The sequence below is a fragment of the Pseudomonas rhodesiae genome (assembly GCF_013285305.1).
Lineage (GTDB): Bacteria > Pseudomonadota > Gammaproteobacteria > Pseudomonadales > Pseudomonadaceae > Aquipseudomonas > Aquipseudomonas rhodesiae.
Map to the genome: position 1 here is coordinate 5,581,393 of NZ_CP054205.1, position 26,957 is coordinate 5,608,349.

Genomic DNA, 26,957 nt, shown 5'->3' on the forward strand with positions numbered 1-26,957 from the left:
GAGGCACTGGCCAGGTGGTTTTTCCTTGACCCACAACAGCGTCAGCGCCACTCTGACGCCACTTTTATGCGCCCCATTTGCTAGAGGAAATCCCCCATGAGCGTTCGCGTCGGCATTGTCATGGACCCTATCGCCAGCATTTCCTATAAAAAGGACAGCTCGCTGGCCATGCTCCTGGCCGCCCAGGCCCGCGGCTGGACCCTGTTCTATATGGAGCAGCGCGACCTGTACCAGGGTGAAGGCCTGGCCCGCGCACGCATGCGCCCGTTGCAGGTGTTCGCCAACCCTGAAAAGTGGTTCGAACTGCAAGACGAAATCGACAGCCCCCTGAGCGACCTGGACGTGATCCTGATGCGCAAGGACCCGCCGTTCGACATGGAATTCGTCTACTCCACGTACCTGCTTGAGCAGGCCGAACGCGACGGCGTGCTGATCGTCAACAAGCCGCAAAGCCTGCGCGACTGCAACGAAAAGCTGTTCGCTACCCTGTTCCCACAATGCACCCCGCCCACTGTGGTGAGCCGCCGCGCCGATGTGCTGCGTGAATTTGCCGCCAAGCACGGCGACGTAATCCTCAAACCCCTGGACGGCATGGGCGGCACTTCGATCTTCCGGCACCGCGCTGGTGACCCCAACCTGTCGGTGATCCTGGAAACCCTGACCGTGCTGGGTAGCCAGCAGATCATGGGCCAGGCATACCTGCCGGCGATCAAGGACGGCGACAAGCGCATCCTGATGATCGACGGCGAGCCGGTGGACTACTGCCTGGCGCGCATTCCTGCCGCCGGCGAGACCCGTGGCAACCTGGCCGCCGGTGGGCGCGGTGAGGCGCGGCCGCTGTCGGACAAGGACCGTTGGATCGCCGCCCAGGTCGGCCCGACCCTGCGGGAAAAAGGTCTGCTGTTTGTCGGCCTGGACGTAATCGGCGAGCATCTCACCGAAATCAACGTGACCAGCCCGACGTGCATTCGCGAGATCGACAACGCATTTGGCACGAACATCGGCGAAATGTTGATGGCCGCGATAGACGCGAAGCTGCAGGTGGCAAGCTCCAAGCGGCAAGTTTAAGGCCGACCGCGCCAAAGCTTGCAGCTTGTAGCTTGTCGCATGAAGCTAAAAACCAACATTGCGTTATCATGCCGAACCTCGAAATACGCGATGTTGGTTTTATGTCCCGCCGGTCCGAAACGCATTTGGCACGAACATCGGCGAAATGTTGATGGCCGTGGTAGACGCGAAGCTGCAGGTGCCAAGCTCCAAGCGGCAAGTTTAAGGCCGACCGCGCCAAAGCTTGTAGCTTGTAACTTGTAGCTTGTCGCATGAAGCTAAAAACCAACATTGCGTTATCACGCCGAACCTCGAAATACGCGATGTTGGTTTTTATGTCCCGCCGGTCCGAAACGCATTTGGCACGAACATCGGCGAAATGTTGATGGCCGCGGTAGACGCGAAGCTGCAGGTGGCAAGCTCCAAGCGGCAAGTTTAAGGCCGACCGCGCCAAAGCTTGTAGCTTGTCGCTTGTCGCATGAAGCTAAAAACCAACATTGCCTTATCACGCCAAACCTGGAAATACGCGATATTGGTTTTTATGTCCCGCCGGTCCGAAACGCATTTGGCACGAACATCGGCGAAATGTTGATGGCCGTGGTAGACGCGAAGCTGCAGGTGGCAAGCTCCAAGCGGCAAGTTTAAGGCCGACCGCGCCAAAGCTTGTAGCTTGTAACTTGTCGCATGAAGCTAAAAACCAACATTGCGTTATCATGCCGAACCTCGAAATACGCGATGTTGGTTTTTATGTCCCTCCCGTCCGAGCTGCCCCCCGAACTCTCCCACAGTGGCGTGCGCCCGGCTGATCGGCTCGGTTTCACCCTGTTCCTGGCGGCGTTGATTCACCTGGCCGTCCTCCTCGGCGTGGGTTTCACCATGGTCGAGCCCAAGCAGATCACCAAGACCCTGGAAATCACCCTCTCCACCTTCAAAAGCGAAAAAAAACCCGAGAAGGCCGATTTTCTTGCTCAGGACAACCAGCAAGGCAGCGGCACGCTGGACAAGAAAGCCATCCCCAAGACCACTGAAGTGGCGCCTTTCCAGGACAACAAAGTCAATAAAGTCACGCCGCCGCCAGCGCCCAAGCCCGAGGTCAAACAGGCTGCGCCCAAAGCGGCCGTGACCACCGTCGCCCCCAAGCCGCAGAAAGCCCCGACCACGCGCGAAAAGACCAAGACCGAGCCGCAGCCCGAACCGGTGAAACCGGCGCCGACGTTCGACAGCTCACAGTTGTCCGATCAGATCTCCAGCCTGGAAGCCGAACTGGCCAACGAACAACAGCTGTACGCCAAGCGCCCGCGTATCTACCGCCTGAACGCCGCCTCCACCATGCGCGACAAAGGCGCCTGGTATAAGGACGAATGGCGCAAGAAGGTCGAGCGCATCGGCAACTTGAATTACCCGGAAGAGGCCCGCCGCCAGCAGATCTACGGCAATTTGCGCCTATTGGTGTCGATCAACCGCGACGGCACCCTGTATGAGGTGCAGGTGCTGGAATCCTCCGGCCAGCCGCTGCTGGACCAGGCCGCGCAACGCATCGTGCGTCTGGCTGCGCCGTTTGCGCCCTTTACCGGGGACTTGAACGATGTGGACCGCCTGGAAATCATCCGCACCTGGAAATTCGCCAGGGGCGATCGCCTTTCCAGCAACTGATCAGCGCTCACACCCGGCTTGTCAGTTCGCCCCTGCGCCGCCACACTAGCGGGCATGAAAAATGTTAGCCCGACCTACCTCAAGCACCAATTCCTGATCGCCATGCCCCATATGGCCGACCCGAACTTTGCGCATACCTTGACCTACATCGTCGAGCACACCGCCAAGGGTGCCATGGGGTTGGTCGTCAATCGCCCGCAAGAGCTGAACCTGGCCGATATCCTTGAGCAATTGCGCCCCGAAGTAGACCCGCCTGCTCGTTGCCAGGGCGTGCCGATCTACATTGGCGGCCCGGTGCAGACCGATCGCGGTTTCGTGCTACACCCCACCGGGCCAACGTTCCAGGCCACGGTGGACCTGGACGGTGTGTCGCTGTCCACTTCCCAGGACGTATTGTTCGCCATCGCCGACGGCGTGGGGCCCGAGCACAGTGTGATCACCCTCGGCTATGCCGGCTGGGAGGCAGGACAACTGGAAGCCGAGCTGGCCAGCAACGCCTGGCTGACCTGCCCGTTTGACGCCGAGATTCTGTTCGGCACCGCCAGCGAACTGCGCCTGGACGCAGCGGCGGCCAAGCTGGGGATCAACCTCAACTTGTTGACCAGCCAGGCGGGGCACGCCTGATGGCTTTGCGCTTGATCCTCGGATTTGACTACGGCACCAAGCAGATCGGCGTGGCGGTCGGCCAGGTCATCACCGGCCAGGCCCGCGAACTGTGCACGCTCAAAGCCCAGAACGGCATCCCGGACTGGAATCAGGTCGAAGCCCTGATCAAGGAATGGAAACCCGACGCCGTGGTGGTCGGCCTGCCCTTGAACATGGACGGCACGCCCAGCGATATGTGCCTGCGTGCGGAAAAGTTCGCCCGCCGCCTCAATGGCCGCTACAACATCCCCTTCTATACCCACGACGAACGCCTGACCACCTTCGAAGCCAAAGGTGAACGCAGAGACCGTGGCGGGCAGAAGGGCAGCTACCGCGACAATCCCGTGGATGCCATCGCCGCCGCCTTGCTGTTGCAGGGTTGGCTGGATGAAAACACTGCTTTATTTGAATCCTGACTGACGCGGCTTGCCGCGTCTTTTTACGTTTGAGCCCGAACCCTGCCGCCACCTCGACGCGCAAGGCCTAGAAGGAGCCACCATGAGCCTGCCCAATCCCGCCGAACTGATCAGCCAGATGGCGATACGCCTCAAGGCGCACCTGGAACACCGCGGCATCCGCGAACCGCGTTTTATCGGCATCCGCACCGGTGGCGTATGGGTCGCCCAGGCGTTGCTCGAAGCGCTGGGCAGCGACGCGCCACTCGGCACGCTGGATGTGTCCTTCTACCGCGACGACTTCAGCCAGAACGGCCTGCACCCGCAAGTGCGCCCCTCCGCCCTGCCCTTTGAGATCGAAGGCCAGCACCTGGTGCTGATCGACGACGTGCTGATGAGCGGCCGCACCATTCGCGCGGCCATGAACGAATTGTTCGACTATGGCCGCCCGGCCAGCATCACCTTGGTGTGCCTGCTGGATCTGGATGCCGGCGAGCTGCCGATCAGCCCCGATGTGGTGGGCGCCACCCTGTCTTTGGCGGCCCATCAGCGGGTAAAATTGTCCGGTCCCACGCCGCTCGAACTCGAACTGCAAGACCTCGCCCCTTAAACCGCCTTGTAAAGAGTCCCCGCGATGACGCCTCTAGATGCCAAGCGCCCGCTGCAGCTCAATGCTCAGGGCCAGTTGCAACACTTCTTGTCCCTCGACGGTTTGCCCCGCGAACTGCTCACCGAAATCCTCGACACCGCCGATTCGTTCCTCGAAGTCGGCGGCCGGGCGGTGAAGAAAGTCCCGTTGCTGCGCGGCAAAACCATCTGCAATGTGTTCTTCGAGAACTCCACGCGCACCCGCACCACCTTTGAACTGGCGGCCCAGCGGCTATCGGCCGACGTGATCACGCTGAACGTGTCCACCTCGTCGGCGAGCAAGGGCGAAACCCTGCTCGACACCCTGCGCAACCTGGAAGCCATGGCCGCCGACATGTTCGTGGTGCGCCACGGCGACTCCGGCGCCGCGCACTTCATCGCCGAACACGTCTGCCCGCAGGTGGCGATCATCAACGGCGGCGACGGCCGTCACGCCCACCCGACCCAGGGTATGCTCGACATGCTCACGATCCGTCGGCACAAGGGCAGCTTTGAAAACCTCTCGGTGGCCATCGTCGGCGACATCCTGCACTCGCGGGTGGCACGCTCGAACATGCTGGCCCTGAAAGCTCTGGGTTGCCCGGATATCCGCGTAATCGCGCCGAAAACCCTGCTACCCATCGGTATCGAGCAGTACGGCGTGAAGGTCTACACCGACATGACCGCAGGCCTCAAGGATGTGGACGTGGTCATCATGCTGCGCCTGCAACGCGAGCGCATGGCCGGCGGCCTGCTGCCGAGCGAAGGCGAGTTCTACCGCCTGTTCGGCCTGACCACCACGCGCCTGGCCGGCGCTAAGCCGGATGCCATTGTGATGCACCCGGGGCCAATCAACCGCGGGGTGGAGATTGAGTCGGCGGTGGCCGACGGCAACCAATCGGTGATCCTCAACCAGGTGACCTACGGCATCGCCGTGCGCATGGCGGTACTGTCCATGGCCATGAGCGGGCAAACCGCGCAACGTCAATTCGAGCAGGAGAACGCCCAGTGAAGCTCAGCATTCTCGGCGCCCGAGTCATCGATCCGGCCAGCGGCCTGGATCAAATCACCGATCTTCATGTGGAAGCCGGCAAGATCATCGCCATCGGCGCCGCCCCTGGCGGTTTCAGTGCCGGTCAGGTTATCGACGCCAAAGGCCTGGTGGCCGCACCTGGCCTGGTGGACCTGAACGTCGCCCTGCGCGAGCCGGGTTACAGTCGCAAAGGCAGCATCGCCAGCGAAACCCGCGCCGCCGCCGCCGGTGGCGTGACCAGCTTGTGCTGCCCGCCGCACACCAAGCCGATCCTGGACACTTCGGCGGTGACCGAGCTGATCCTGGACCGCGCCCGCGAAGCCGGCAATTGCAAAGTATTCCCCATCGGCGCCCTGAGCAAAGGCTTGGAGGGCGAGCAACTGGCCGAGCTGATTGCCCTGCGCGATGCCGGTTGCGTGGCGTTCGGCAACGGCCTGGAAAGTTTCCGCAGCACCCGCACCCTGTGCCGCGCTTTGGAATACGCGGCCACCTTCGACCTGACGGTGATCTTCCACTCCCAGGACCGCGACCTGGCCGAAGGCGGCCTGGCCCATGAAGGCGCCGTGGCCAGCTTCCTCGGCCTGCCGGGCATTCCCGAAACCGCCGAGACCGTGGCCCTGGCCCGTGACCTGCTGCTGGTGGAACAAAGCGGCGTGCGCGCGCATTTCAGCCAACTGACCAGCGCCCGGGGCGTGGCCCTGATCGCCCAGGCCCAGGCCCGCGGTTTGCCGGTGACGGCGGATGTGGCGTTGTATCAGTTGATCCTGACGGATGAGGCGCTGATCGACTTCTCCAGCCTGTACCACGTACAACCGCCCCTGCGCACCCTGGCCGACCGTGACGGTTTGCGCGCAGCGGTGAAGTCCGGCGTGGTCTCGGCGATATCCAGCCATCACCAACCCCACGAGCGCGATGCCAAACTGGCACCGTTCGGCGCGACCGAGCCCGGCATCAGCAGCGTCGAGCTGTTGTTGCCACTGGCGATGACATTGGTGGAAGAAGGCTTGCTGGACCTGCCGACGCTGCTGGCACGCTTGAGCAGCGGGCCTGCCGAGGCATTGCGCCTGCCGGCGGGCAAGTTGGCGGTGGGGGCGGCGGCGGACCTGGTGCTGTTTGATCCGGCCCGCTCCACCGTGGTGGGCGAGCAGTGGCTGTCCAAGGGCGAGAACTGCCCGTTCGTCGGCCATAGCCTGCCTGCGAGCGTGCGCTATACCTTGGTGGATGGGCGCATCAGCTACCAGGCCTAAAAGGTCGTCGCGAAAAAGGGTGGGAGGGAGCTTGGCCCCTCCCACCTTTTCAGCTTGAGAGATCAGCGCCCGTTATTGCGCTCGGCATTGCGGATGGATATCTGGGTATTCAACGTCCAGAAGTCATACAACACCCCCACCAGGAATAAACCACCGGTCAGCAGGTAGATCAGCCCGGTGATCCATTTGCCCTGGTACATGCGGTGCACGCCGAATACGCCTAGAAATGCCAACAGTATCCATGCGACGTTGTATTCGATGGGCCCGGCAGTAAATCGCAGGTCAGCTTCGCGGTCCATGGCGGGGATCAGAAACAGGTCGATCAACCAACCGATACCCAGCAAACCAAACGTGAAAAACCAGATCGTGCCGGTCACGGGCTTGCCGTAATAAAAGCGATGGGCACCGGTAAAACCGAAAATCCAGAGCAGGTAACCAATCACCTTGCTGTGGGTATCTTGCTGCGGACCAATCTGTTGATAGGTGTTCATCGCGTACCTCTTTTGCCTCGATAGATAAATTTTTTCACTTTCTTTGTGACTTTTTTACAGGCGCCCGACGTACGGCAAATGGTATCTTCGCTTCCCTGAAAGCCTTATGCCACCTGACCTGTGTAGGACAATTGCGGCGATTCGTCGCGTTTTTCCTGAATTTGACCCCAAGGTTCAGTCGACAAACGGCCTGAGAACGACACAAAAAGCTGTTATAAAGTTGCGCGCAAACCCATAAGAGCCACGCCTAATGCGACCATTTTTCAAGACATGGCTAACCATTTGCCTATTAATGCCACTGGCCGCCCACGCCACCAATCGTGAGCAACGACTTCCCAACGTCAACGGTTTCACCCCTAAAGTCCACAGCACACCGAGCACCGCCAAAGCGGCCAAGCCGACCGTCAGCCGTCCGACTCAACTGAGCAAGGCCCACGGTAAAACGACGCCAGGCCTGATGGCCGTCAACACCAAGCAGAGCAGCAACGTGCTCAGCCGCGCGGTGAATGTGCTCGGTACTCCTTATCGTTGGGGCGGCAGCAGCCCAAGTAAAGGGTTCGACTGCAGTGGTTTGGTGAAATATGCCTTTAACGATGTAAAAGCGGTGGATTTGCCACGCACCTCCAACGCCATGGCTGCCGGCCACGGCTTGAAGGTCGACCGCAAAGACCTGAAACCGGGCGATCTGCTGTTCTTCAAGTTGAAGAGCCGCCAGGTCAACCACGTTGCCATCTACCTGGGCAATGACCGTTTCATCCACGCGCCACGGCGTGGCAAGTCGGTGAGCATCGACACGCTGAAAAAGCCGTTCTGGGACAAGAACTACGTGATTGCCAAGCGGGTTCTGCCGAAAGAGCAGAACAACAACCTGCGCATCGTGCAACGCTGATCCTGAGCTGAAATGCAGTAGTAAATGTGGAAAGGGGCTTTTGGCCCCTTTCCACATTTGATTTGTGTCACCCACAAACCGTCAGATATCTCCAGGCGCCCTCGCCTTCTCCCGCGCCTCGTCCCGACTGATCACGCCCTGGGCAACCAGCGCCTTCAAACTCATATCCAGTGTCTTCATACCCAACGCCGCGCCGGTCTGCATCGCGGAGACCATCTGCGCCACCTTTTCCTCGCGGATCAAATTACGAATGGCTGGCGTACCCAGCATGATTTCATGAGCCGCCACGCGCCCGCCGCCGAGTTTTTTCACTAACACTTGCGATACCACCGCTTGCAGCGACTCCGACAGCATCGAGCGCACCATAGCCTTTTCCCCTGCGGGAAAGACATCCACCAGCCGATCCACAGTCTTCGCCGCCGACGTGGTGTGCAAGGTGCCGAACACCAGGTGCCCGGTCTCGGCGGCGGTCAATGCCAGGCGGATGGTTTCCAGGTCGCGCAGCTCCCCCACCAGGATGACATCCGGGTCTTCCCGCAAGGCCGAGCGCAACGCGACTGAAAAACTGTGGGTATCACGGTGCACCTGTCGTTGATTGATCAGGGCGGTTTTCGGCGTATGGATAAATTCGATGGGGTCTTCCAGGGTCAGGATGTGCTGGCGACGGTGCTGGTTGAGGTGGTCGATCATCGCCGCCAGGGTGGTGGACTTGCCTGAACCGGTAGGCCCGGTCACCAGCACCAGACCGCGTGGCAACTGGGCGATACGCTGGAATACATCGCCCAGGCCCAGTCTCTCCAAACTCAGCACCTCGTTGGGAATGGTGCGAAACACGGCCCCCATGCCACGGTCCTGTTGGAACACATTGACGCGGAATCGCGCCACGCCGGGCAATTCGAACGCAAAATCCGTTTCAAGAGATGTTTCGAAATCCTTTTGCTGATAGTTGTTCAGCAAAGGGCTAAGCAGATCGGCCACTTCGGGCGCAGAGAGTGCCGGCCAGTCCATCGGCCAAACCTCTCCATCCACACGTAGCATCGGCGCCAGGCCGGCCGATAAATGCAGGTCGGAGGCGCCACGGCGCACGCTGGCCTCCAGCAATTGAGTGATATCCATAGGGCTTTCCATTTCCAGTAGAATGCCGCGGACTCCATATCCACGGGCGCAACTTGAATGTCGACGATAGCAGACAACATTGGCGCGGTTAGCCAGCGCATCCGCGCCGCGGCCGAGGCCGTGCAACGTGACCCCGACAGCGTCCACTTGCTGGCCGTGAGCAAGACCAAACCCGCGCAAGCCGTGCGCGAAGCTTACGCCGCCGGCCTGCGTGACTTTGGCGAGAATTACCTGCAAGAGGCGTTGAGCAAACAGGTCGAATTGACCGACCTGCCCTTGAGTTGGCACTTCATCGGCCCCATTCAATCGAACAAGACTCGTGCGATCGCCGAGCACTTCGCTTGGGTGCATTCCGTGGACCGTCTGAAAATTGCACAACGCCTGTCCGAACAACGCCCAGCCGAGCTGCCGCCCCTGAACATTTGTATTCAGGTCAACGTCAGCGGTGAGGCCAGCAAGTCCGGCTGTACGCCCGCCGACTTGCCGGCACTGGCCAACGCCATCAGCGCCCTACCGCGCCTGACGTTGCGTGGCCTGATGGCTATTCCGGAGCCGACCGATGATCGCGCCGCGCAAGACGCCGCGTTTGCCACGGTGCGCGACCTGCAAGCCAGCCTGAATCTGCCGCTCGACACACTTTCCATGGGCATGAGCCACGACCTTGAATCGGCCATCGCCCAAGGCGCCACTTGGGTGCGGATCGGTACTGCCCTGTTTGGCGCCCGCGACTACGGCCAGCCATGAAATGGCTGACTTCCCTCTGAGTAAGGACCTGTCATGAGTAACACGCGTATTGCCTTTATCGGCGCCGGTAACATGGCGGCCAGTCTGATCGGCGGTCTACGGGCCAAGGGGCTGGAGCCGGCGCAGATCCGCGCCAGCGATCCGGGCGCCGACACCCGTGCCCGCGTCAGCGCCGAGCACGGCATCGAAACCTTCGCCGATAACGCCGAGGCCATCCGTGGCGTCGACGTGATCGTACTGGCGGTCAAGCCGCAGGCCATGAAAGCGGTGTGCGAAAGCCTGCGCCCCCATCTGCAGCCGCATCAGTTGGTGGTGTCCATCGCCGCCGGCATCACCTGCGCCAGCATGAACGCCTGGCTTGGCGCACAGCCGATCGTACGTTGCATGCCCAACACCCCGGCGCTGGTGCGCCAGGGCGTGAGCGGGCTGTATGCCACCGCCCAAGTGAGCGCCGAACAGCGCGACCAGGCGCAGGAACTGCTGTCCGCCGTGGGCATTGCCCTGTGGCTGGAGCAGGAGCAGCAACTGGACGCAGTCACCGCCGTGTCCGGCAGCGGCCCGGCGTATTTCTTTCTACTCATCGAATCCATGACCGCCGCCGGCGTGAAACTGGGCCTGCCCAAGGACGTCGCCGAGCAACTGGCCGAGCAGACGGCCCTGGGCGCCGCGCATATGGCCGTGTCCAGCGATGTGGACGCCGCAGAGTTGCGCCGCCGCGTGACCTCGCCGGGTGGCACCACCCAGGCCGCCATCGAAGCGTTCCAGGCCGGTGGCTTTGAAGCCTTGGTGGAGAAAGCCCTGGGTGCCGCGGCACACCGTTCGGCCGAGCTGGCCGAGCAACTGGGCAAATAATCGTCCCTTACGAAGGAATTAATGATGCTTGGACTCAATGACGCCCTCATCTTCATCATCCAGACCCTGGGCAGCCTGTATCTGCTGATCGTGTTGATGCGCTTTATCCTGCAACTGGTGCGGGCGAACTTCTACAACCCGCTGTGCCAGTTCGTGGTCAAGGCCACCCAGCCGCTGCTCAAGCCGCTGCGTCGGGTGATCCCGAGCCTGTTCGGGCTGGACATGTCGTCGCTGGTGCTGGCGCTGCTGCTGCAAATCCTGTTGTTCGTGGTGGTGCTGACGCTGAACGGCTACCAGGCCTTTACGGTGCTGCTGTTGCCTTGGGCGCTGATCGGTATCTTCTCGCTGTTCCTGAAGATTCTGTTCTGGTCGATGATCATCAGCGTGATCCTGTCCTGGGTGGCCCCAGGCAGCCGCAGCCCAGGCGCCGAACTGGTCTACCAGATCACCGAGCCAGTGTTGGCGCCGTTCCGTCGCCTGATCCCTAACCTGGGCGGCCTGGATATTTCGCCGATCTTCGCGTTTATTGCCATTCAACTGATACAGAGTTGGGTGATTCCGCGCCTGGCGTTCTATGCATTCATGCCCAAAGAGCTGTTTGGCCTGATCTGACGCGCCGCAACGGTGGGAGGGAGCTTGCTCCCTCCCACTTTTTGTATCTGCGCCATTGGATTGCATCCATGCAGGCCTTTGCTTGCCGCTGGGGTCCCCGCTCTTTAGACTTACGCCTCATTTAAACGAGAGCAGGGTCGATGCCAGCTGCCTTCCCCCCCGATTCTGTTGGACTGGTGGTGCCCCAAGTGGCGCACTTCAGCGAACCGCTGGCCCTGGCCTGCGGCCGGTCGCTGCCAGCCTATGACCTGATCTACGAAACCTACGGCCAACTGAACGCCACGGCGAGCAACGCCGTGCTGATCTGCCACGCCTTGTCCGGCCATCATCATGCGGCGGGCTTCCACAGCGTCGACGAGCGCAAGCCAGGCTGGTGGGACAGTTGCATCGGCCCCGGCAAGCCCATCGACACCAACAAGTTCTTTGTGGTCAGCCTCAACAACCTCGGCGGTTGCAACGGCTCCACCGGCCCCAGCAGCCTCAACCCGGAAACTGGCAAACCATTTGGCGCCGATTTCCCGGTGCTCACCGTGGAAGACTGGGTACACAGCCAGGCCCGCCTGGCCGACCTGCTGGGCATCAGCCAATGGGCCGCGGTGATCGGCGGCAGCCTGGGCGGCATGCAGGCGCTGCAATGGACCATCACCTACCCGGACCGCGTGCGCCATTGCCTGGCTATCGCTTCGGCGCCCAAATTGTCGGCGCAGAACATCGCCTTCAACGAAGTGGCGCGCCAAGCCATCCTCACTGACCCCGAGTTTCACGGCGGCTCGTTCCAGGAAGCCGGCGTGATTCCCAAGCGCGGCCTGATGCTGGCGCGCATGGTCGGCCACATCACTTACCTGTCCGATGACTCCATGGGCGAGAAATTCGGCCGTGGGCTCAAGAGCGAGAAGCTCAACTACGACTTTCACAGCGTCGAGTTCCAGGTGGAAAGCTACCTGCGTTATCAGGGCGAGGAGTTTTCCGGGCGTTTCGACGCCAACACCTACCTGTTGATGACCAAGGCCTTAGACTACTTCGACCCGGCCGCCCAATTTGATGACGACCTGGCGAGAACCTTCGAAGCCGCTAAGGCCAAGTTCTGCGTGATGTCGTTCACCACTGACTGGCGTTTCTCGCCGGCCCGCTCCCGCGAGCTGGTGGACGCCCTGATGGCCGCGCGCAAGGATGTCTGCTACCTGGAGATCGATGCTCCGCAAGGCCACGATGCCTTCCTGATCCCGATCCCGCGCTACCTGCAGGCCTTTAGCAACTACATGAACCGCATAACTGTGTGAGAACGCCATGAGAGCCGACCTGGAAATCATCCAAGACTGGATACCCGCCGGCAGCCGCGTGCTCGACCTGGGCTGCGGTGATGGCGAACTGCTGAGCTGGCTGCGGGACAACAAGCAAGTCACCGGTTACGGCCTGGAAAACGACCCGGACAACATCGCCGAGTGCGTGGCCAAAGGCATCAACGTGATCGAGCAGGACCTGGACAAGGGCCTGGGCAACTTTGCCAGCAACAGCTTCGACATCGTGGTGATGACCCAGGCCCTGCAAGCCGTGCATTACCCGGACCGCATCCTCGACGAAATGCTGCGCGTGGGCCGTCAGTGCATCATCACCTTCCCCAATTTCGGGCATTGGCGCTGCCGCTGGTACCTGGCCACCAAGGGCCGCATGCCAGTTTCGGATTTCCTGCCCTACACCTGGTACAACACGCCGAACATCCACTTCTGCACCTTCGAAGACTTCGAAGCCCTATGCGGTGAGCGGGAAGCCAAGGTGATCAACCGCCTCGCCGTCGACCAACAGCACCGTCACGGCTGGGCGAGTAAACTATGGCCCAACCTGTTGGGCGAAATTGGCATCTACCGGGTCAGCAGCCCCGGTCTGGCCGACCACAAGATTGCCGTCTAATCACTTTCAAGAGGGACGCTCATGAGCCGCCTGGCTGTATTTCTATTGACCGCGTGCCTGGGCGCCAGCGCCATGGCCGCAGACGCTATCGACGCTAATCGCAAGAAAGACTTCGGTGATATCACCGTCCACTACAACACCTTCACCTCCAGCTTCCTGCAACCGGAGACCGCCCAGAACATCGGCGTGGTCCGCAGCAAAGAGAAAGGTCTGATCAACGTCACGGTGATCAAGGGCGTCACCCCGGTGGCCGCGCAAGTAACGGGCACTATCAAGGATTTGGGCGGCAAGAGCGAAATCCTCACCTTCAAGCAGATCAACGAAAAAGGTGGCATCAACTATCTCGCGCCGTACTCAGTGACCCAGCGGGAATACAAAACCTTCACCATCAACGTTGAAACCGGCGGCAAAGCGCATAGCTTCCAATTCAACCAAGAACTGTTTCCGGCCGAATGATGAACCTTAATCAACTGGTACTGGCCAGCCATAACGCCGGCAAACTCAAAGAACTGCAGGCGATGCTCGGTCAATCCGTGCAACTGCGCTCGATTGGTGAATTCAGCCAGGTGGAGCCGGAAGAAACCGGCCTGTCGTTCGTCGAGAATGCCATCCTCAAGGCCCGCAATGCCGCGCGCATCTCCGGCCTGCCGGCGTTGGCGGATGACTCGGGCCTGGCCGTGGACTTCCTAGGCGGTGCCCCGGGCATCTACTCGGCGCGCTATGCCGACGGCAAGGGCGACGCGGCCAACAACGCCAAGCTGCTCGATGCTCTTAAGGACGTACCGGATGCCGAGCGCGGCGCGCAATTCGTCTGCGTTCTGGCGCTGGTGCGGCACGCCGATGACCCGCTGCCGATCCTCTGCGAAGGCTTGTGGCACGGGCGCATCCTGCACGCGGCCAGTGGCGAGCATGGGTTTGGCTATGACCCGCTGTTCTGGGTGCCGGAGCGCAATGTTTCCAGCGCCGAACTGAGCCCGGCCGACAAAAACCAGATCAGCCATCGCGCCCGTGCCATGGCGTTGCTGCGCCAGCGCCTGGGCCTGAAATGACCCAGAACACCTCCGCGCAGCCGCTGATCCACGGCGGCGCGCAAACACCTCGGGCAGCCTTGCCGGTGCTGCCGCCCTTGGCGCTGTACATCCATATCCCGTGGTGCGTGCGCAAGTGCCCCTATTGCGACTTCAACTCCCACACCGCCGGCCCGGCGTTGCCGGAAGAGGCGTATGTGGAGGCCCTGCTGGCCGATCTCGACCAGGATCTGCACGCGGTCTATGGCCGAGAATTGAGCTCGATCTTTTTCGGCGGCGGCACTCCAAGCCTGTTCAGCGCGACGGCACTGGGCCGTCTGCTGGAGGGCGTGCAAGCGCGCATCCCGTTCGCCGACGATATCGAGATCACCCTGGAGGCCAACCCCGGCACCTTCGAGCAAGAGAAATTCGTGGCCTATCGCAAGCTGGGGATCAATCGCTTGTCCATCGGCATTCAGAGTTTCCAGCAGGACAAACTCGAAGCCCTGGGCCGCATCCACAACGGCGACGAGGCCATCCGCGCTGCCGGCATGGCGCGGCAGGCCGGTTTCGATAACTTCAACCTGGACCTGATGCACGGCTTGCCCGATCAGTCCCTGGATGACGCCCTGAGCGACCTGCGCCAGGCCATCGCGCTCAAACCGACGCACTTGTCGTGGTACCAACTGACCCTGGAACCCAACACGGTGTTCTGGAACCAGCCGCCGGCGCTGCCGGAAGATGACACGTTGTGGGATATCCAGGAAGCCGGCCAGGCCCTGCTGGCTGAACACGGTTACGCGCAATATGAAGTGTCGGCCTATGCCCAACCGGGGCGCCCGGCGCGGCATAACCTCAACTACTGGAGCTTTGGCGACTTTATCGGCATCGGCGCCGGGGCCCACGGCAAGCTCAGCCATCCGGATGGGCGCATCGTGCGCACCTGGAAAACCCGCGCACCGAAGGACTACCTCAACCCGTCCAAAAGTTTCCAGGCCGGCGCGAAGGAGCTGACCAACGAAGAACTGCCATTCGAGTTCCTGATGAACGCCCTGCGCCTCACCGATGGTATCGACGCCAGGCTCTACACAGAGCGCACAGGCCTGGACCTGGCCAGCCTCGACGAAGGGCGCCGCGACGCAGAACAAAGCGGCTTAATGCAGGTCGAACCGTCACGCCTGGCGGCGACCGACCGCGGGCAACTCTTTCTCAATGACCTGTTGCAGAAGTTTTTGAGCTGACGCTCTAAGGAATTCGAATGGATTTGGTACTCGACCTGCTCGCCACCGTATCCCGCTGGAGCCGCAGCAACCTATCGGAAATCTCCCTGGCACTGGTCGGCTGCTTGCTGGTGCTGTTCGGCGCCGACATCAAAGGCTGGGTCGAAGCCCGCCTGGGCAGCATCGCCGGCGCCTTGCGCGTGCCCTTGATGGCGCTGGTCTGCATGATCGGCAGCGGCGCCGCGCTGATCTACGCCACCCCGTGGATCGTGCGCGGGTTGAGCCAGTTCAACAACTACAGCCTGGCGCCGGTGCTGGTGGTGGTGCTGGTGTTGATTGGGGTCGTCGCGGATCGCCGCTGATCTCAAATCCAACACAAAAAAATGTGGGAGGGGGCTTGTCCCCTCCCACATTGAGTTGCCTTTCAAGTCAGTAGCGCGTTACGCCAACTTCTCGAACTTCAAATCCCACACTCCATGCCCCAACCGCTCGCCACGGCGTTCGAACTTGGTAATAGGGCGTTCGGCCGGGCGCGGTACGCATTTGCCGTCTTCGGCCAGGTTGCGGTAGCCGGGGGCGACGTTCATCACTTCCAGCATGTACTCCGCGTAGGGCTCCCAGTCGGTGGCCATGTGCAGGATGCCGCCCACTTTCAGCTTGCTGCGTACCAGCTCCGCGAAGGAAGCCTGCACGATGCGGCGCTTGTGGTGACGGGCTTTGTGCCATGGATCGGGGAAGAACAGCATCAAGCGGTCGAGGCTATTGTCGGCGATGCAGCGGTTAAGCACCTCGATCGCGTCGCAGTCGTACACCCGAAGATTGGTCAGGCCCTGGGTTAGCACGCCGTTGAGCAGCGCGCCGACACCCGGACGGTGCACTTCCACCCCGATGAAATCCTGGTCCGGCGCAGCGGCGGCCATTTCCAGCAAGGAATGGCCCATGCCGAAGCCGATCTCCAGGGAACGCGGGGCCGAACGGCCGAACACCTGGTCATAGTCCACCGGCGCGTCGGCAAGCGGCAGCACGAACAGCGGCGCACCTTGCTCCAGGCCCTTTTGCTGGCCTTCGGTCATGCGACCGGCGCGCATCACAAAACTCTTGATGCGGCGGTGCTTGGACGCGTCGTCGGCTTCGGGTGTGTTCGGCGTTTCGTGTGATTCAGTCATCAATGGCTCTTACTTGATCAGACCATCCAGCGGCGAAGAGGCGCTGGCATAGAGTTTTTTCGGCATGCGCCCGGCGAGGTAGGCCAGGCGACCCGCGACGATGGCGTGGTTCATGGCTTCGGCCATCATGATCGGTTGCTGGGCATGGGCGATGGCCGAGTTCATCAGTACCGCGTCGCAGCCCAATTCCATGGCAATGGTCGCGTCGGAGGCGGTGCCAACGCCCGCATCCACCAATACCGGGATCGTGGCTTCTTCGAGGATGATCTGCAGGTTGTAGGGATTGCAGATTCCCAGGCCTGAACCGATCAGGCCGGCCAGCGGCATCACCGCGATACAGCCGATCTCGGCCAATTGGCGCGCGATGATTGGGTCATCGCTGGTGTAGACCATCACGTCGAAACCTTCCTTGACCAGGGTTTCGGCGGCCTTGAGGGTTTCGATCACGTTGGGGAACAGGGTTTTCTGGTCGGCCAGCACTTCCAGCTTGACCAGGTTATGACCGTCGAGCAGCTCACGGGCCAAGCGACAGGTGCGCACGGCTTCGACGGCGTCGTAGCAACCGGCGGTGTTCGGCAAGAAGGTGTAGCGGTCCGGCGACAGCACTTCGAGTAGGTTCGGCTCGCCCTCGATCTGGCCGAGGTTGGTGCGGCGTACGGCGAAGGTCACGATTTCGGCACCGGAGGCTTCGATGGCCAGGCGTGTTTCTTCCATGTCGCGGTACTTGCCGGTGCCGACCAGCAGACGGGACTGGTAGGTACGGCCGGCCAGGACGAAGGGCTTGTCGTTACGAACGATGCTCATGGGAAATCCTCGTAATGGGGTGAGGTTCTGCAGAATCCGGGGCGGCGCCATCGCGCCAAGGGGGCGACTAGCCGCCGCCGATGGCGTGGACCACTTCGACCTGGTCGCCGTCGCTCAACGTGGTGCCCTCGTGCTGGCTACGCGGGACGATGTCCTGGTTGAGTTCCACTGCGACGCGACGCCCGGTCAAGTCCAGGCGGGTCAGCAGGGCCGCGACGGTTTCACCGTCGGGCAGTTCAAAGGATTCGCCGTTCAACTGAATGCGCATGCCACGGGCCGCCATCGTTTTAAGGGGCCCGCATTCTAGCTCGATTGGCCGCCAAAGGTCAGCTCCAAGCGTCAAGCGGTCAGTTGCATGCGCCAGGCAGCCAGGCCCAGAAAGAACCAGCCAAGCAGAAAGGCCAGGCCACCGAAGGGGGTGATGATGCCGAGCTTGCTGATACCGGTCATGGTCAGCACATACAGGCTGCCGGAGAACAGCAGGATGCCGACGACAAACGACACGCCCGCCCAGGTCACCAGCCGACCGGGAATGTGAGCGGCCAGCAAAGCAACGCCGAACAGTGCCAGGGTATGCACCAACTGGTAGGTTACGCCGGTGTGGAAGATCGCCAGATAATCGGCGCTCAGGCGGTTTTTCAGGCCATGGGCGGCGAAGGCGCCAAGAGCAACGCCCGTGAAGCCAAAAAAGGCAGCCAACATCAGAAAACTACGCAGCATGGGAACTCCAGTCAGACTCATCGGGCAGGGTCTGTATAATGGCCCGCTCAACGGGTTCGGCCAAGCCATCTCTATGCTGCGTGTCCTCTTCAGTCGCTTACTCAAAGTCGTGAAATGGTTTGCCATTGGCAGTGTGTTGCTGGTGCTGCTGTTCCGTGTCGTCCCACCGCCGTTCACTGCGCTGATGGTGGAGCGCAAGATCGAGTCTTGGGTCGACGACGAGCCCATCGACCTGCAGCGCACCTGGGTGCCATGGAATGAGATCTCCGACGAGCTCAAGGTGGCGGTGATAGCCGGCGAAGATCAACGTTTCCCACAGCATTGGGGCTTTGATTTCGGCGCGATCCAAGCGGCATTAGCTCACAACGAGCGCGGCGGCTCGATACGCGGCGCCAGCACATTGAGCCAGCAGGTGTCGAAGAATTTGTTCCTCTGGTCCGGCCGCAGTTACCTGCGCAAAGGCCTGGAAGCGTGGTTTACCGGACTGATCGAGGTGCTGTGGCCCAAGCAACGGATTCTTGAGGTATACCTCAACAGCGTGGAATGGGACGACGGGGTGTTTGGCGCGGAAGCGGCGGCGCGGCATCACTTTGGAGTGAGTGCCAAAGGGCTTACCCGTCAGCAGGCCAGCTATCTGGCGGCCGTTCTGCCTAACCCTCGCGTGTGGAGTGCCAGTCACCCAACAGCGTACGTGGCGCGACGCGCGGCGTGGATTCGACAACAGATGAGCCAGCTGGGCGGGGATGGTTATCTGGCGGAACTGAACAACGCGCGAAAAGCCCCCTGGTCCGACTGACTCAACACAGAACAAATGCAGGAGGGGGCTTGCCCTCGATGACGGAGTGCCAGTCAACTTCTGTGTGACTGATCCACCGCAATCGGGGGGCAAGCCCCCTCCCACATTGTTAAGCGGCGATGGACAATTTCAGCTTGTTCATCGCGCTTTTTTCAAGCTGGCGAATCCGCTCAGCCGACACGTTGTACTTCTGCGCCAAGTCGTGCAGCGTGGCTTTCTCTTCCGCCAACCAGCGCTGGTAAAGAATGTCACGGCTGCGCTCGTCCAGCACTTCCAGCGCTTCGTGGAGGTTGTGATTGGAGTTGTCGCTCCAGTCCGCATCTTCCAGCTGACGCGCCGGGTCGTACCGGTGGTCTTCCAAGTAATTGGCCGGCGATTGGAAAGCGCTGTCGTCGTCCGCTTCGGCGGCCGGGTCAAAGGCCATGTCATGGCCAGTCAGACGGCTTTCCATCTCGCGCACTTCACGGGGCTCCACGCCGAGGCTTTCGGCCACGCGGTGGACTTCCTCGTTGTTCAGCCACGCCAGGCGTTTTTTCTGGCTGCGCAGGTTGAAGAACAGCTTGCGCTGAGCCTTGGTGGTGGCGACTTTCACGATGCGCCAGTTGCGCAGGATGAACTCGTGAATTTCCGCCTTGATCCAGTGCACGGCAAACGACACCAGGCGCACGCCCATTTCAGGGTTGAAGCGCTTGACCGCCTTCATCAGGCCGACGTTACCTTCCTGGATCAGGTCTGCCTGGGCCAGACCGTAGCCGCTATAGCTACGGGCGATATGTACGACAAAACGCAGGTGGGCGAGCACCATCTGCCGAGCCGCCCCCAAATCCTGCTCATAGTAGAGACTCTCGGCCAGTTCACGCTCCTGCTCAGGCGTCAGCAATGGAATGCTGTTGACCGTGTGCACATAGGCTTCCAGGTTCGCACCTGGGACCAAGGCATAAGCAGGTTGCAAAGAAGTGGTCATACGAAAAAACCTCCGACTCACATAACTCGTGCAGTTCAGCACTGCGAAAATTGACCGGAAACCGTAGGACAAGTTCCCTAAACCACTGATACGGTCAATACAAACGAAACCACATTAATCTGACATTAACTACTTCGGTGCCAGCTCACGTAAATGCCGTGCGACCGCAATCCACGCACCGATATACCCCAACAATACCGCGCCGAGCAAGAGTGACAGACCATCGGCAACCGGCACGCCCGCCAGGGCGAAATCGCTGCCGTACAGCCCGGCCAGCCCGACCACCGCATCGTTCAGCCAGTTCAGCCCGAACGCCAGCACACCCCAGGACAAAATCCCCGCACCGAAGCCATAAAGCGCGCCCATGTACAGAAAAGGCCGACGCACATAGCTGTCCGTGCCGCCGACCAGTTTAATCACTTCTATCTCGGTGCGACGGTTTTCAATATGAAGACGAATGGTATTACCTATCACCAAAAGTAATGCAGACACCAACAACACCGTCAAACCGAACACAAACCGGTCACCCAGCTTGAGAATCGCGGCCAGGCGCTCTACCCAGACTAGATCAAGTTGCGCTTGTTGCACCTTGGGCAGCTCTGCGAGTTTTTGTCGCAGGGCTTCAAGGGCGGTCTTGTCGACCTCGTTCGGCGTCACCAGCACCACGCCCGGCAGCGGGTTCTGCGGCAGCTCCTTGAGCGCCTCGCCCAGGCCGGACTGTTGCTGGAACTCCTCAAGCGCCTGATCACGGCTGACGTACTCGGCATCCGCCACGCCCGGCATGTTCTTGATGTCATCGCGCAGCGCTTCGCCCTCCTTGGCGCTGGCGTCCAGATTCAGATACAGCGAAATCTGCGCCGCGCGCTGCCAGGAACCACCCAGACGCTCCACATTATTGAGCAACAGCGACAAACCCATCGGCAGGCTCAGGGCCACGGCCATCACCAGGCAGGTGAAAAAGCTGCCGATCGGCTGCTTGCCCAGGCGACGCAGGCTGTCCAGCAAGCTGGCACGATGGCTTTCGATCCACGCGCGCAACAGGGTGCCGAAGTCCGGCCCGTCGTCATCGTCGTGTTTTTTCTTCTTCGGTTGCGGATCGGCGGGCTTGGGGGCCACGCGCTCGGAAACCTTGGGACTGCGTGTTGCACTCATACGCCAGCCTCCCCGTCACCGATCAAACGACCGCGCTGCAAGGTCAGCATGCGATGGCGCATGCGCGCGATCAGCGCCAGGTCGTGACTGGCGATCAGCACGCTGGTGCCCAGTCGGTTGATATCTTCAAACACCCCCATGATCTCGGCGGCCAGGCGCGGATCGAGGTTACCGGTGGGTTCGTCCGCCAGCAGCAAGGCCGGACGGTGGACGATGGCGCGGGCGATACCGACGCGCTGTTGCTGGCCGGTGGACAGGTCGCCGGGGTAAAGGTCGGTCTTGTCCGACAGCGCTACGCGCTCCAGGGCCGAATCCACGCGCTTGATGATCTCGGCCTTGGACAACCCGAGAATCTGCAACGGCAACGCGACGTTATTGAACACCGTGCGATCAAACAGCAACTGGTGATTCTGGAACACCACGCCGATCTGGCGGCGCAGGAAAGGAATCTGCGCATTGCTGATGGTGGCCAGATCCTGGCCCGCCAACAGCAGCTTGCCGGTGGTCGGGCGTTCCATGGCCAGCAGCAGGCGCAGCAGGGTGCTTTTGCCCGCGCCCGAATGGCCGGTCACAAACAAGAATTCGCCGCGACGCACTCGAAAGCTCAGCTCATGCAAGCCGACATGCCCGTTGGCATAGCGTTTACCGACCTGTTCGAATCGAATCATGAACGCTCCCGCTCGGCAAACAGTGCCTGGACAAAGGGTTCGGCTTCAAAGGTGCGCAAGTCGTCGATACCCTCACCGACACCGATATAGCGAATCGGCAACCCGAACTGTTTGGCCAGGGCGAAGATCACGCCGCCCTTGGCCGTGCCGTCGAGCTTGGTCAAGGCCAAGCCGGTCAACTGCACCGTCTGGTTGAACTGCTTGGCCTGACTGATAGCGTTCTGGCCCGTGCCGGCGTCCAGCACCAGCAGCACTTCATGGGGCGCGTCGGCATCGAGCTTGCCGATCACGCGACGCACTTTTTTCAGCTCTTCCATCAAGTTGTCTTTGGTGTGCAGGCGACCGGCGGTATCTGCAATCAGCACATCAATGTTGCGGGCCTTGGCGGCCTGCACAGCATCGAAGATTACCGACGCAGAATCGGCGCCGGTGTGCTGGGCGATGACCGCGATCTTATTGCGCTCACCCCAGACTTGCAGTTGCTCCACGGCAGCGGCGCGGAAGGTGTCGCCGGCGGCGAGCATGACTTTTTTGCCTTCCGACTGCAGCTTCTTGGCCAACTTGCCAATGGTGGTGGTTTTACCGGCGCCGTTGACGCCCACCACCAGAATCACAAATGGTTTGTTCGGCGTGATCACCAGCGGAGCTTCGACCGGTTTGAGCATCGCTGCCAGTTCGGCCTGCAGAGACTTGTAGAGCGCGTCGGCGTCGGTCAACTGTTTGCGCGCGACCTTCTGGGTCAGGCTCTGGATGATCACCGCAGTGGCTTCGACGCCGACGTCAGCGGTCAGCAGACGGGTTTCGATGTCTTCAAGCAGTTCGTCATCGATGGTCTTGCGGCCCAGGAACAGGCTAGCCATGCCTTCGCCGATGCTGGCGCTGGTCTTGCTGAGGCCCTGCTTGAGGCGGGCAAAGAAGCCAGTCTTGCTGGTTTCGGCGGGCGCCGGGGCGATGACCGCAGGCGCGACCTCCTGCACTGGCACCGCAGCGGGCGTCGGCTCGACGACCACAGGTTGCAGCTCGGGCTCGATCACCGGCGGAATCGGCGGCACCACATGCTCAGCCTGCACATCGTCGACCAGCGCAACAGGCTCCTCGGCCACCGGCAGTTCCGGCCACGGCTTGTGCTCTGGCTCTGGCTCTGGCTCTGGCTCTGGCGCCGCTTCGACCACCGGCTGCAATACCGGCTCGGCCAGAGGCAACACCACGGGCGCCGGTGTCTCGGCAACCGGTGCGGCTTCTATCAGAGGCTCGGGAATAGGCTCAGGTTGAACCTGGGGCTGTTCGACGACGGTTTCCTGCGGCTTTTTGCGCAGCCATCCGAACAGGCCTTTTTTCTCGCCAGCCGCAGCTGGGGTCTTCTTGTCGTCGTTGGAACCAAACATGGAGGACGGCTATCTCAAAGTAGCGACGCGCCAGGGCGCCTCGGTAAATAAAATTCGATGCAGAACAGACTGCTTTAACGCCCGCTTGTTCATGCGCAACATTTTTTAAGGCCAAATAAAGCCTCAGGAAAACGATTCAATACAGGGCTTTAGCGACACAAAATCGGCGAAAAATAGAATAACGTCAGGGAAAACCACTGTTTATTCCATGATTCCTACGGCTGCATACGAGGCGACGTAAGCACCCCGAGCCTGATAGCCGTGGCCGTCGTTAAATCGGATCAGTATCCTAGCACCTCCTCGCCCGCCGACGCTAAGACCAAGCGGGCCGCCCAACAGGTTAAAAAACGAATGAATGCTCTCGCCCGCCGCGCCGCAGGCCTGCTGTTCAGCACAGTTTGTCTGCCTCTTTCAGCCTTGGCTGCCGATCCACAACCGACCCATGAATTCACCCTCGATAACGGCCTCAAGGTGGTCGTACGCGAAGACCATCGCGCGCCTGTGGTGGTTTCCCAGGTTTGGTACAAGGTCGGCTCAAGCTATGAAACCCCGGGCCAGACCGGTTTGTCCCACGCTCTGGAGCACATGATGTTCAAGGGCAGCGCCAAGGTCGGCCCGGGCGAAGCCTCGCTGATCCTGCGCGACCTCGGCGCCGAAGAAAATGCGTTCACCAGCGACGACTACACCGCCTACTACCAAGTACTGGCCCGCGACCGCCTGGGCGTTGCCTTCGAGTTGGAAGCGGACCGCATGGCCAGCCTGCGCTTGCCGGCCGATGAGTTCAGCCGCGAGATCGAGGTCATCAAGGAAGAGCGCCGTCTGCGTACCGACGACAACCCGATGTCAAAAGCCTTCGAACGCTTCAAGGCGATGGCTTTCCCGGCCAGCGGCTATCACACGCCGACCATCGGCTGGATGGCGGACCTGGAACGCATGAAGGTCGAGGAGCTGCGCCACTGGTACCAATCCTGGTATGTGCCCAACAACGCCACCCTCGTGGTGGTCGGCGACGTGACCCCGGACGAGGTGAAGAACCTGGCCCAGCGCTACTTCGGCCCGATCCCCAAACGTGACGTGCCACCGGCCAAGATCCCCATGGAGCTGGCCGAACCCGGCGAGCGCCTGCTGACAATGCGCGTGCAGACCCAACTGCCAAGCGTAATCCTCGGCTTCAACGTACCCGGCCTCGCCACTGCCGAAGACAAACGCTCGGTGCAGGCCCTGCGCCTGATCTCGGCTCTGCTGGATGGCGGCTATAGCGCGCGTATTTCCGAGCAATTGGAACGTGGTGAAGAGCTGGTATCCGCCGCCTCTACCAATTACGACGCCTATACCCGTGGCGACACCCTGTTCACCCTCTCGGCCACGCCGAACCAGCAGAAGAAAAAGACCATCGCCCAAGCCGAGGCCGGCCTGTGGCGCCTGCTGGACGAATTGAAAGCCAAACCGCCGACCGCTGAAGAACTGGAACGCATCCGTGCCCAGGTCATCGCCGGCCTGGTCTATCAGCGGGACTCCATCACCAGCCAGGCCACGGCCATCGGCTCCCTGGAGACGGTGGGGCTGTCATGGAAACTCATGGACAGCGAACTCGCCGACCTGCAAAGCGTGACCCCGCAAGACATCCAGAAAGCCGCCCGCACCTACTTCACCCGCGAACGTTTGAGCGTCGCCCATGTTCTGCCCGAGGAGACCGCTCATGAGTGATCGCAAAAGCAGCCGTCTGATTCTGCCCGGCCTGATCGCCGTTACCTTGATCGCCGCGAGCGCCGTGTACTTCCTGCGGCCCAGCGAGTCGGTGGCCAGTCAGGCGCTGGATCAAGCGCAATCGGCCAACAAGCTGCAATCCCTGGCAGAACTGGACGGCAAGGCGCCGACCAACCGCAAGCTGGATGTGCAGACCTGGACCACCGCCGAAGGCGCCAAAGTGCTGTTCGTCGAAGCCCATGAACTGCCCATGTTCGACATGCGCATCCTGTTCGCCGCCGGCAGCAGCCAGGACGGTGACGTGCCAGGTCTGGCGTTGATGACCAACGCCATGCTTAACGAAGGCGTGCCGGGCAAGGATGTCAGCCAGATCGCCAGTGGTTTTGAAGGCCTGGGTGCCGACTTCGGCAATGGCGCCTACCGCGACATGGCGCTGGTGTCCCTGCGCAGCCTCAGCGACAGTGCCAAGCGCGATGCAGCCCTGGCGCTATTCGACCAGGTGATCGGCCAACCGACTTTCCCGGCCGATTCCCTGGCGCGCATCAAGAACCAGATCCTCGCCGGCTTCGAGTATCAGAAGCAGAACCCCGCCAAACTGGCGAGCCTTGAGTTGTTCAAGCGTCTATATGGCAATCATCCGTATGCCCATGCCAGTGAAGGCACGCCAGAAAGCGTGCCGAACATCACCCTGGCGCAGTTGCAGGCCTTTCACGCCAAAGCTTATGCCGCCGGTAATGCGGTGATTGCGGTAGTGGGCGACTTGTCCCGCGCCGAAGCCGAAGCCATGACCGCCAAGGTGTCCGCCTCGCTGCCCAAGGGCCCTGCCCTGCCGAAAATCGCCCAGCCCGACGAGCCCAAGGCCGGCCTGAGCCATATCGAGTTCCCTTCCAAGCAGACTCACCTGCTGTTCGCCCAACTGGGCATCGACCGCGCCGACCCGGACTACGCAGCCTTGTCCCTGGGCAACCAGATCCTCGGTGGCGGCGGTTTCGGCACACGCTTGATGAGCGAAGTACGCGAGAAGCGCGGCCTGACCTATGGCGTGTACTCCGGTTTCTCGCCGATGCAGGTGCGTGGCCCGTTCATGATCAACCTGCAGACCCGCGCCGAAATGAGCGGCGGCACCCTGCGTCTGGTGGAGCAAGTGCTGGCCGATTACCTCAAGACCGGCCCCACCCAGAAGGAGCTGGATGACGCCAAGCGCGAGCTGGCCGGCAGCTTCCCGCTCTCGACCGCGAGCAACGCCGATATCGTCGGCCAGTTGGGGGCGATGGGTTTCTACAACCTGCCGCTGAGCTATCTGGAAGATTTCATGAAACAATCCCAGGCTTTGACCGTAGAGCAGGTCAAGGCTGCGCTGAACAAACACTTGAGCGCCGACAAGATGGTCATCGTGACCGCCGGCCCGACCATTGCGCAGAAGCCACTACCGCCCCCTACTGATAAACCCGCCGAGCAGCCGCTCGGGGTCCCGGAGCATTAATGGCCAGTTCATCTCGCCCGAAAAAACCTGTCCACAACGTACATAACGGTGTGGGCCAACTGCGCATCATTGGCGGTGAGTGGGGCAGCCGCAAGCTAAGCTTCCCCGACGTGGTGGGCCTGCGCCCAACACCGGATCGCGTGCGCGAAACCCTGTTCAACTGGCTCGCGCCGTACATCGGCGGGGCCAAGGTGCTGGACCCGTTTGCCGGCAGCGGCGCGTTGTTCCTGGAAGCGTTGTCCCGTGGCGCCGCCCAGGCCCAGGCGCTGGACGCCAGCAATGTCGCGGTGTCCAGCCTCAAGGAGCATCTGGGCACCTTGCGCTGCACCAATGGTCAGGTGCAAACCGCCGACGCCCTGCGCTATCTGGAAACCCAGCCCGCCAGTGAATACGACGTGGTATTCCTCGACCCACCGTTCAACCAGAACCTGTTGCCCACGGTGTGTGCGCTGCTGGAAGAACGCCAATGGCTGGCAGCCGATGCGTGGATCTACACTGAAAGCGAAACCGCACCCTCTACCCTGGGCCTGCCTGGCGCATGGCGCCTGCATCGGGAGCAAAAATCCGGGCGGGTGTTTTACGCGTTGTGGCATCGGTTGGTCGAAAGCGGCGCTTAATGCTTTTCA

31 protein-coding genes are annotated in these 26,957 nt (G+C 61.3%); 21 read left to right on the forward strand and 10 right to left on the reverse strand.

What is annotated here, in order from left to right; genetic code table 11:
- Positions 1–96: 96 nt before the first annotated feature.
- The 7 genes from gshB to HRH33_RS25375 all read left to right on the forward strand — a co-directional run bounded on the left by gshB (position 97) and on the right by HRH33_RS25375 (position 6,647).
- Positions 97–1,068 carry a glutathione synthase gene (gene gshB / locus HRH33_RS25345; RefSeq protein ID WP_167417841.1) on the forward strand — a complete coding sequence of 324 codons (972 nt, stop codon included), beginning with the start codon at positions 97–99 and terminating at the stop codon, positions 1,066–1,068.
- Positions 1,069–1,794: 726 nt separating this feature from the next.
- A complete protein-coding gene (locus HRH33_RS25350) occupies positions 1,795–2,700 on the forward strand; it encodes an energy transducer TonB (RefSeq protein WP_034139909.1) in 906 nt (301 codons plus the stop codon).
- Between the two features lie 54 nt (positions 2,701–2,754).
- A complete protein-coding gene (locus tag HRH33_RS25355) occupies positions 2,755–3,324 on the forward strand; it encodes a YqgE/AlgH family protein (protein ID WP_034139671.1) in 570 nt (189 codons plus the stop codon).
- A complete protein-coding gene (gene ruvX, locus HRH33_RS25360; protein ID WP_003176676.1) occupies positions 3,324–3,761 on the forward strand; it encodes a Holliday junction resolvase RuvX in 438 nt (145 codons plus the stop codon). The genes HRH33_RS25355 and ruvX overlap by 1 nt, the downstream gene beginning before the upstream one ends.
- 82 nt (positions 3,762–3,843) lie before the next feature.
- Positions 3,844–4,350, forward strand: a complete 507-nt coding sequence (pyrR, locus tag HRH33_RS25365; protein WP_034139672.1) for a bifunctional pyr operon transcriptional regulator/uracil phosphoribosyltransferase PyrR — start codon at positions 3,844–3,846, stop codon at positions 4,348–4,350.
- Positions 4,351–4,374: 24 nt separating this feature from the next.
- Entirely contained in the window at positions 4,375–5,379 is a 1,005-nt protein-coding gene (locus HRH33_RS25370) for an aspartate carbamoyltransferase catalytic subunit (RefSeq protein WP_034101265.1), read from the forward strand.
- A complete protein-coding gene (locus HRH33_RS25375; RefSeq protein WP_047881716.1) occupies positions 5,376–6,647 on the forward strand; it encodes a dihydroorotase in 1,272 nt (423 codons plus the stop codon). The genes HRH33_RS25370 and HRH33_RS25375 overlap by 4 nt, the downstream gene beginning before the upstream one ends.
- Before the next feature lie 62 nt (positions 6,648–6,709).
- On the opposite strand, the gene HRH33_RS25380 is transcribed toward HRH33_RS25375, so the two are convergent.
- Positions 6,710–7,138, reverse strand: coding sequence for an NINE protein (locus HRH33_RS25380; RefSeq protein WP_034101268.1), 429 nt, complete (start codon positions 7,136–7,138; stop codon positions 6,710–6,712).
- Positions 7,139–7,388: 250 nt separating this feature from the next.
- On the opposite strand from HRH33_RS25380, the gene HRH33_RS25385 reads away from it, so the two are divergent.
- Positions 7,389–8,027 carry a C40 family peptidase gene (locus HRH33_RS25385; RefSeq protein ID WP_034101269.1) on the forward strand — a complete coding sequence of 213 codons (639 nt, stop codon included), beginning with the start codon at positions 7,389–7,391 and terminating at the stop codon, positions 8,025–8,027.
- Between the two features lie 81 nt (positions 8,028–8,108).
- On the opposite strand, the gene HRH33_RS25390 is transcribed toward HRH33_RS25385, so the two are convergent.
- On the reverse strand, positions 8,109–9,143 hold the full coding sequence (locus HRH33_RS25390; protein WP_167417042.1) for a type IV pilus twitching motility protein PilT: 1,035 nt from the start codon (positions 9,141–9,143) through the stop codon (positions 8,109–8,111).
- Between the two features lie 57 nt (positions 9,144–9,200).
- Here HRH33_RS25390 and HRH33_RS25395 point away from each other — a divergent pair, with 57 nt between their 5' ends.
- The 9 genes from HRH33_RS25395 (at position 9,201) to HRH33_RS25435 (ending at position 15,848) form a co-directional block, all read left to right on the forward strand.
- On the forward strand, positions 9,201–9,887 hold the full coding sequence (locus tag HRH33_RS25395) for a YggS family pyridoxal phosphate-dependent enzyme (RefSeq protein WP_167417041.1): 687 nt from the start codon (positions 9,201–9,203) through the stop codon (positions 9,885–9,887).
- Positions 9,888–9,920: 33 nt separating this feature from the next.
- The gene (gene proC / locus HRH33_RS25400; RefSeq protein ID WP_094064303.1) at positions 9,921–10,739 is read left to right on the forward strand and encodes a pyrroline-5-carboxylate reductase; all 819 of its coding nucleotides are present in this window, start codon (positions 9,921–9,923) and stop codon (positions 10,737–10,739) included.
- Positions 10,740–10,763: 24 nt separating this feature from the next.
- Positions 10,764–11,351 carry a YggT family protein gene (locus tag HRH33_RS25405; protein WP_034101273.1) on the forward strand — a complete coding sequence of 196 codons (588 nt, stop codon included), beginning with the start codon at positions 10,764–10,766 and terminating at the stop codon, positions 11,349–11,351.
- 140 nt (positions 11,352–11,491) lie between these two features.
- Positions 11,492–12,631: a homoserine O-succinyltransferase MetX gene (gene metX / locus HRH33_RS25410; protein WP_034139676.1), complete on the forward strand. Its 1,140-nt coding sequence runs from the start codon at positions 11,492–11,494 to the stop codon at positions 12,629–12,631.
- A 7-nt stretch (positions 12,632–12,638) separates the two neighbouring features.
- Positions 12,639–13,259: a methionine biosynthesis protein MetW gene (gene metW, locus HRH33_RS25415; RefSeq protein ID WP_034101277.1), complete on the forward strand. Its 621-nt coding sequence runs from the start codon at positions 12,639–12,641 to the stop codon at positions 13,257–13,259.
- 21 nt (positions 13,260–13,280) lie between these two features.
- Complete coding sequence (locus tag HRH33_RS25420) at positions 13,281–13,715, forward strand: DUF4426 domain-containing protein (protein WP_034101278.1); 435 nt, start codon at positions 13,281–13,283, stop codon at positions 13,713–13,715.
- A complete protein-coding gene (rdgB, locus tag HRH33_RS25425) occupies positions 13,712–14,308 on the forward strand; it encodes an RdgB/HAM1 family non-canonical purine NTP pyrophosphatase (protein WP_167417040.1) in 597 nt (198 codons plus the stop codon). Before HRH33_RS25420 ends, rdgB begins: the two co-directional genes overlap by 4 nt.
- The gene (gene hemW, locus HRH33_RS25430; protein ID WP_243269803.1) at positions 14,305–15,507 is read left to right on the forward strand and encodes a radical SAM family heme chaperone HemW; all 1,203 of its coding nucleotides are present in this window, start codon (positions 14,305–14,307) and stop codon (positions 15,505–15,507) included. The genes rdgB and hemW overlap by 4 nt, the downstream gene beginning before the upstream one ends.
- 17 nt (positions 15,508–15,524) lie before the next feature.
- On the forward strand, positions 15,525–15,848 hold the full coding sequence (locus HRH33_RS25435; protein ID WP_016972961.1) for a DUF3392 domain-containing protein: 324 nt from the start codon (positions 15,525–15,527) through the stop codon (positions 15,846–15,848).
- A 78-nt stretch (positions 15,849–15,926) separates the two neighbouring features.
- On the opposite strand, the gene trmB is transcribed toward HRH33_RS25435, so the two are convergent.
- From trmB to HRH33_RS25455, 4 genes are all read right to left on the reverse strand, one after another.
- Positions 15,927–16,652 carry a tRNA (guanosine(46)-N7)-methyltransferase TrmB gene (trmB, locus tag HRH33_RS25440; protein ID WP_034101282.1) on the reverse strand — a complete coding sequence of 242 codons (726 nt, stop codon included), beginning with the start codon at positions 16,650–16,652 and terminating at the stop codon, positions 15,927–15,929.
- Between the two features lie 9 nt (positions 16,653–16,661).
- The gene (locus HRH33_RS25445) at positions 16,662–17,456 is read right to left on the reverse strand and encodes a thiazole synthase (RefSeq protein WP_034101284.1); all 795 of its coding nucleotides are present in this window, start codon (positions 17,454–17,456) and stop codon (positions 16,662–16,664) included.
- 67 nt (positions 17,457–17,523) lie between these two features.
- Entirely contained in the window at positions 17,524–17,724 is a 201-nt protein-coding gene (gene thiS, locus HRH33_RS25450; RefSeq protein WP_167417039.1) for a sulfur carrier protein ThiS, read from the reverse strand.
- Positions 17,725–17,795: 71 nt separating this feature from the next.
- The gene (locus HRH33_RS25455; RefSeq protein ID WP_034139680.1) at positions 17,796–18,176 is read right to left on the reverse strand and encodes a DUF423 domain-containing protein; all 381 of its coding nucleotides are present in this window, start codon (positions 18,174–18,176) and stop codon (positions 17,796–17,798) included.
- A gap of 73 nt (positions 18,177–18,249) precedes the next feature.
- Here HRH33_RS25455 and mtgA point away from each other — a divergent pair, with 73 nt between their 5' ends.
- Positions 18,250–18,972: a monofunctional biosynthetic peptidoglycan transglycosylase gene (gene mtgA, locus HRH33_RS25460; RefSeq protein ID WP_167417038.1), complete on the forward strand. Its 723-nt coding sequence runs from the start codon at positions 18,250–18,252 to the stop codon at positions 18,970–18,972.
- Between the two features lie 109 nt (positions 18,973–19,081).
- Here the strand turns inward: mtgA and rpoH are convergent, their stop codons facing one another.
- The 4 genes from rpoH to ftsY form a co-directional block, all read right to left on the reverse strand.
- Positions 19,082–19,936: an RNA polymerase sigma factor RpoH gene (gene rpoH, locus HRH33_RS25465; protein ID WP_005792286.1), complete on the reverse strand. Its 855-nt coding sequence runs from the start codon at positions 19,934–19,936 to the stop codon at positions 19,082–19,084.
- Between the two features lie 129 nt (positions 19,937–20,065).
- Positions 20,066–21,088 (reverse strand): permease-like cell division protein FtsX, encoded by a 1,023-nt coding sequence (gene ftsX / locus HRH33_RS25470; RefSeq protein ID WP_034101290.1) that lies wholly within the window; start codon positions 21,086–21,088, stop codon positions 20,066–20,068.
- Entirely contained in the window at positions 21,085–21,756 is a 672-nt protein-coding gene (gene ftsE, locus HRH33_RS25475; protein WP_003176700.1) for a cell division ATP-binding protein FtsE, read from the reverse strand. The genes ftsX and ftsE overlap by 4 nt, the downstream gene beginning before the upstream one ends.
- On the reverse strand, positions 21,753–23,141 hold the full coding sequence (ftsY, locus tag HRH33_RS25480; RefSeq protein ID WP_167417037.1) for a signal recognition particle-docking protein FtsY: 1,389 nt from the start codon (positions 23,139–23,141) through the stop codon (positions 21,753–21,755). The genes ftsE and ftsY overlap by 4 nt, the downstream gene beginning before the upstream one ends.
- Positions 23,142–23,492: 351 nt before the next feature.
- Here ftsY and HRH33_RS25485 point away from each other — a divergent pair, with 351 nt between their 5' ends.
- The 3 genes from HRH33_RS25485 to rsmD are packed head-to-tail and all read left to right on the forward strand — an operon-like array spanning position 23,493 to position 26,948.
- Positions 23,493–24,848 (forward strand): M16 family metallopeptidase, encoded by a 1,356-nt coding sequence (locus tag HRH33_RS25485; RefSeq protein ID WP_034101292.1) that lies wholly within the window; start codon positions 23,493–23,495, stop codon positions 24,846–24,848.
- On the forward strand, positions 24,841–26,331 hold the full coding sequence (locus HRH33_RS25490) for a M16 family metallopeptidase (protein ID WP_167417036.1): 1,491 nt from the start codon (positions 24,841–24,843) through the stop codon (positions 26,329–26,331). The genes HRH33_RS25485 and HRH33_RS25490 overlap by 8 nt, the downstream gene beginning before the upstream one ends.
- Positions 26,331–26,948: a 16S rRNA (guanine(966)-N(2))-methyltransferase RsmD gene (gene rsmD / locus HRH33_RS25495; RefSeq protein WP_034101294.1), complete on the forward strand. Its 618-nt coding sequence runs from the start codon at positions 26,331–26,333 to the stop codon at positions 26,946–26,948. The genes HRH33_RS25490 and rsmD overlap by 1 nt, the downstream gene beginning before the upstream one ends.
- Positions 26,949–26,957: the final 9 nt, after the last annotated feature.

Bases quoted from the DNA above. Each gene is read 5' to 3' on its own strand.
- mtgA (WP_167417038.1), top strand. From the start codon at position 18,250: ATGCTGCGTGTCCTCTTCAGTCGCTTACTCAAAGTCGTGAAATGGTTT.
- HRH33_RS25435 (WP_016972961.1), top strand. From the start codon at position 15,525: ATGGATTTGGTACTCGACCTGCTCGCCACCGTATCCCGCTGGAGCCGC.
- ftsY (WP_167417037.1), bottom strand. From the start codon at position 23,141: ATGTTTGGTTCCAACGACGACAAGAAGACCCCAGCTGCGGCTGGCGAG.
- rsmD (WP_034101294.1), top strand. From the start codon at position 26,331: ATGGCCAGTTCATCTCGCCCGAAAAAACCTGTCCACAACGTACATAAC.
- ftsE (WP_003176700.1), bottom strand. From the start codon at position 21,756: ATGATTCGATTCGAACAGGTCGGTAAACGCTATGCCAACGGGCATGTC.
- rdgB (WP_167417040.1), top strand. From the start codon at position 13,712: ATGATGAACCTTAATCAACTGGTACTGGCCAGCCATAACGCCGGCAAA.
- proC (WP_094064303.1), top strand. From the start codon at position 9,921: ATGAGTAACACGCGTATTGCCTTTATCGGCGCCGGTAACATGGCGGCC.
- HRH33_RS25380 (WP_034101268.1), bottom strand. From the start codon at position 7,138: ATGAACACCTATCAACAGATTGGTCCGCAGCAAGATACCCACAGCAAG.
- pyrR (WP_034139672.1), top strand. From the start codon at position 3,844: ATGAGCCTGCCCAATCCCGCCGAACTGATCAGCCAGATGGCGATACGC.
- HRH33_RS25445 (WP_034101284.1), bottom strand. From the start codon at position 17,456: ATGAGCATCGTTCGTAACGACAAGCCCTTCGTCCTGGCCGGCCGTACC.
- ftsX (WP_034101290.1), bottom strand. From the start codon at position 21,088: ATGAGTGCAACACGCAGTCCCAAGGTTTCCGAGCGCGTGGCCCCCAAG.
- rpoH (WP_005792286.1), bottom strand. From the start codon at position 19,936: ATGACCACTTCTTTGCAACCTGCTTATGCCTTGGTCCCAGGTGCGAAC.
- HRH33_RS25370 (WP_034101265.1), top strand. From the start codon at position 4,375: ATGACGCCTCTAGATGCCAAGCGCCCGCTGCAGCTCAATGCTCAGGGC.
- HRH33_RS25390 (WP_167417042.1), bottom strand. From the start codon at position 9,143: ATGGATATCACTCAATTGCTGGAGGCCAGCGTGCGCCGTGGCGCCTCC.
- HRH33_RS25420 (WP_034101278.1), top strand. From the start codon at position 13,281: ATGAGCCGCCTGGCTGTATTTCTATTGACCGCGTGCCTGGGCGCCAGC.
- trmB (WP_034101282.1), bottom strand. From the start codon at position 16,652: ATGACTGAATCACACGAAACGCCGAACACACCCGAAGCCGACGACGCG.
- metX (WP_034139676.1), top strand. From the start codon at position 11,492: ATGCCAGCTGCCTTCCCCCCCGATTCTGTTGGACTGGTGGTGCCCCAA.
- hemW (WP_243269803.1), top strand. From the start codon at position 14,305: ATGACCCAGAACACCTCCGCGCAGCCGCTGATCCACGGCGGCGCGCAA.
- HRH33_RS25405 (WP_034101273.1), top strand. From the start codon at position 10,764: ATGCTTGGACTCAATGACGCCCTCATCTTCATCATCCAGACCCTGGGC.
- HRH33_RS25485 (WP_034101292.1), top strand. From the start codon at position 23,493: ATGAATGCTCTCGCCCGCCGCGCCGCAGGCCTGCTGTTCAGCACAGTT.
- HRH33_RS25490 (WP_167417036.1), top strand. From the start codon at position 24,841: ATGAGTGATCGCAAAAGCAGCCGTCTGATTCTGCCCGGCCTGATCGCC.
- HRH33_RS25385 (WP_034101269.1), top strand. From the start codon at position 7,389: ATGCGACCATTTTTCAAGACATGGCTAACCATTTGCCTATTAATGCCA.
- gshB (WP_167417841.1), top strand. From the start codon at position 97: ATGAGCGTTCGCGTCGGCATTGTCATGGACCCTATCGCCAGCATTTCC.
- HRH33_RS25350 (WP_034139909.1), top strand. From the start codon at position 1,795: ATGTCCCTCCCGTCCGAGCTGCCCCCCGAACTCTCCCACAGTGGCGTG.
- thiS (WP_167417039.1), bottom strand. From the start codon at position 17,724: ATGCGCATTCAGTTGAACGGCGAATCCTTTGAACTGCCCGACGGTGAA.
- ruvX (WP_003176676.1), top strand. From the start codon at position 3,324: ATGGCTTTGCGCTTGATCCTCGGATTTGACTACGGCACCAAGCAGATC.
- HRH33_RS25395 (WP_167417041.1), top strand. From the start codon at position 9,201: ATGTCGACGATAGCAGACAACATTGGCGCGGTTAGCCAGCGCATCCGC.
- HRH33_RS25355 (WP_034139671.1), top strand. From the start codon at position 2,755: ATGAAAAATGTTAGCCCGACCTACCTCAAGCACCAATTCCTGATCGCC.
- metW (WP_034101277.1), top strand. From the start codon at position 12,639: ATGAGAGCCGACCTGGAAATCATCCAAGACTGGATACCCGCCGGCAGC.
- HRH33_RS25455 (WP_034139680.1), bottom strand. From the start codon at position 18,176: ATGCTGCGTAGTTTTCTGATGTTGGCTGCCTTTTTTGGCTTCACGGGC.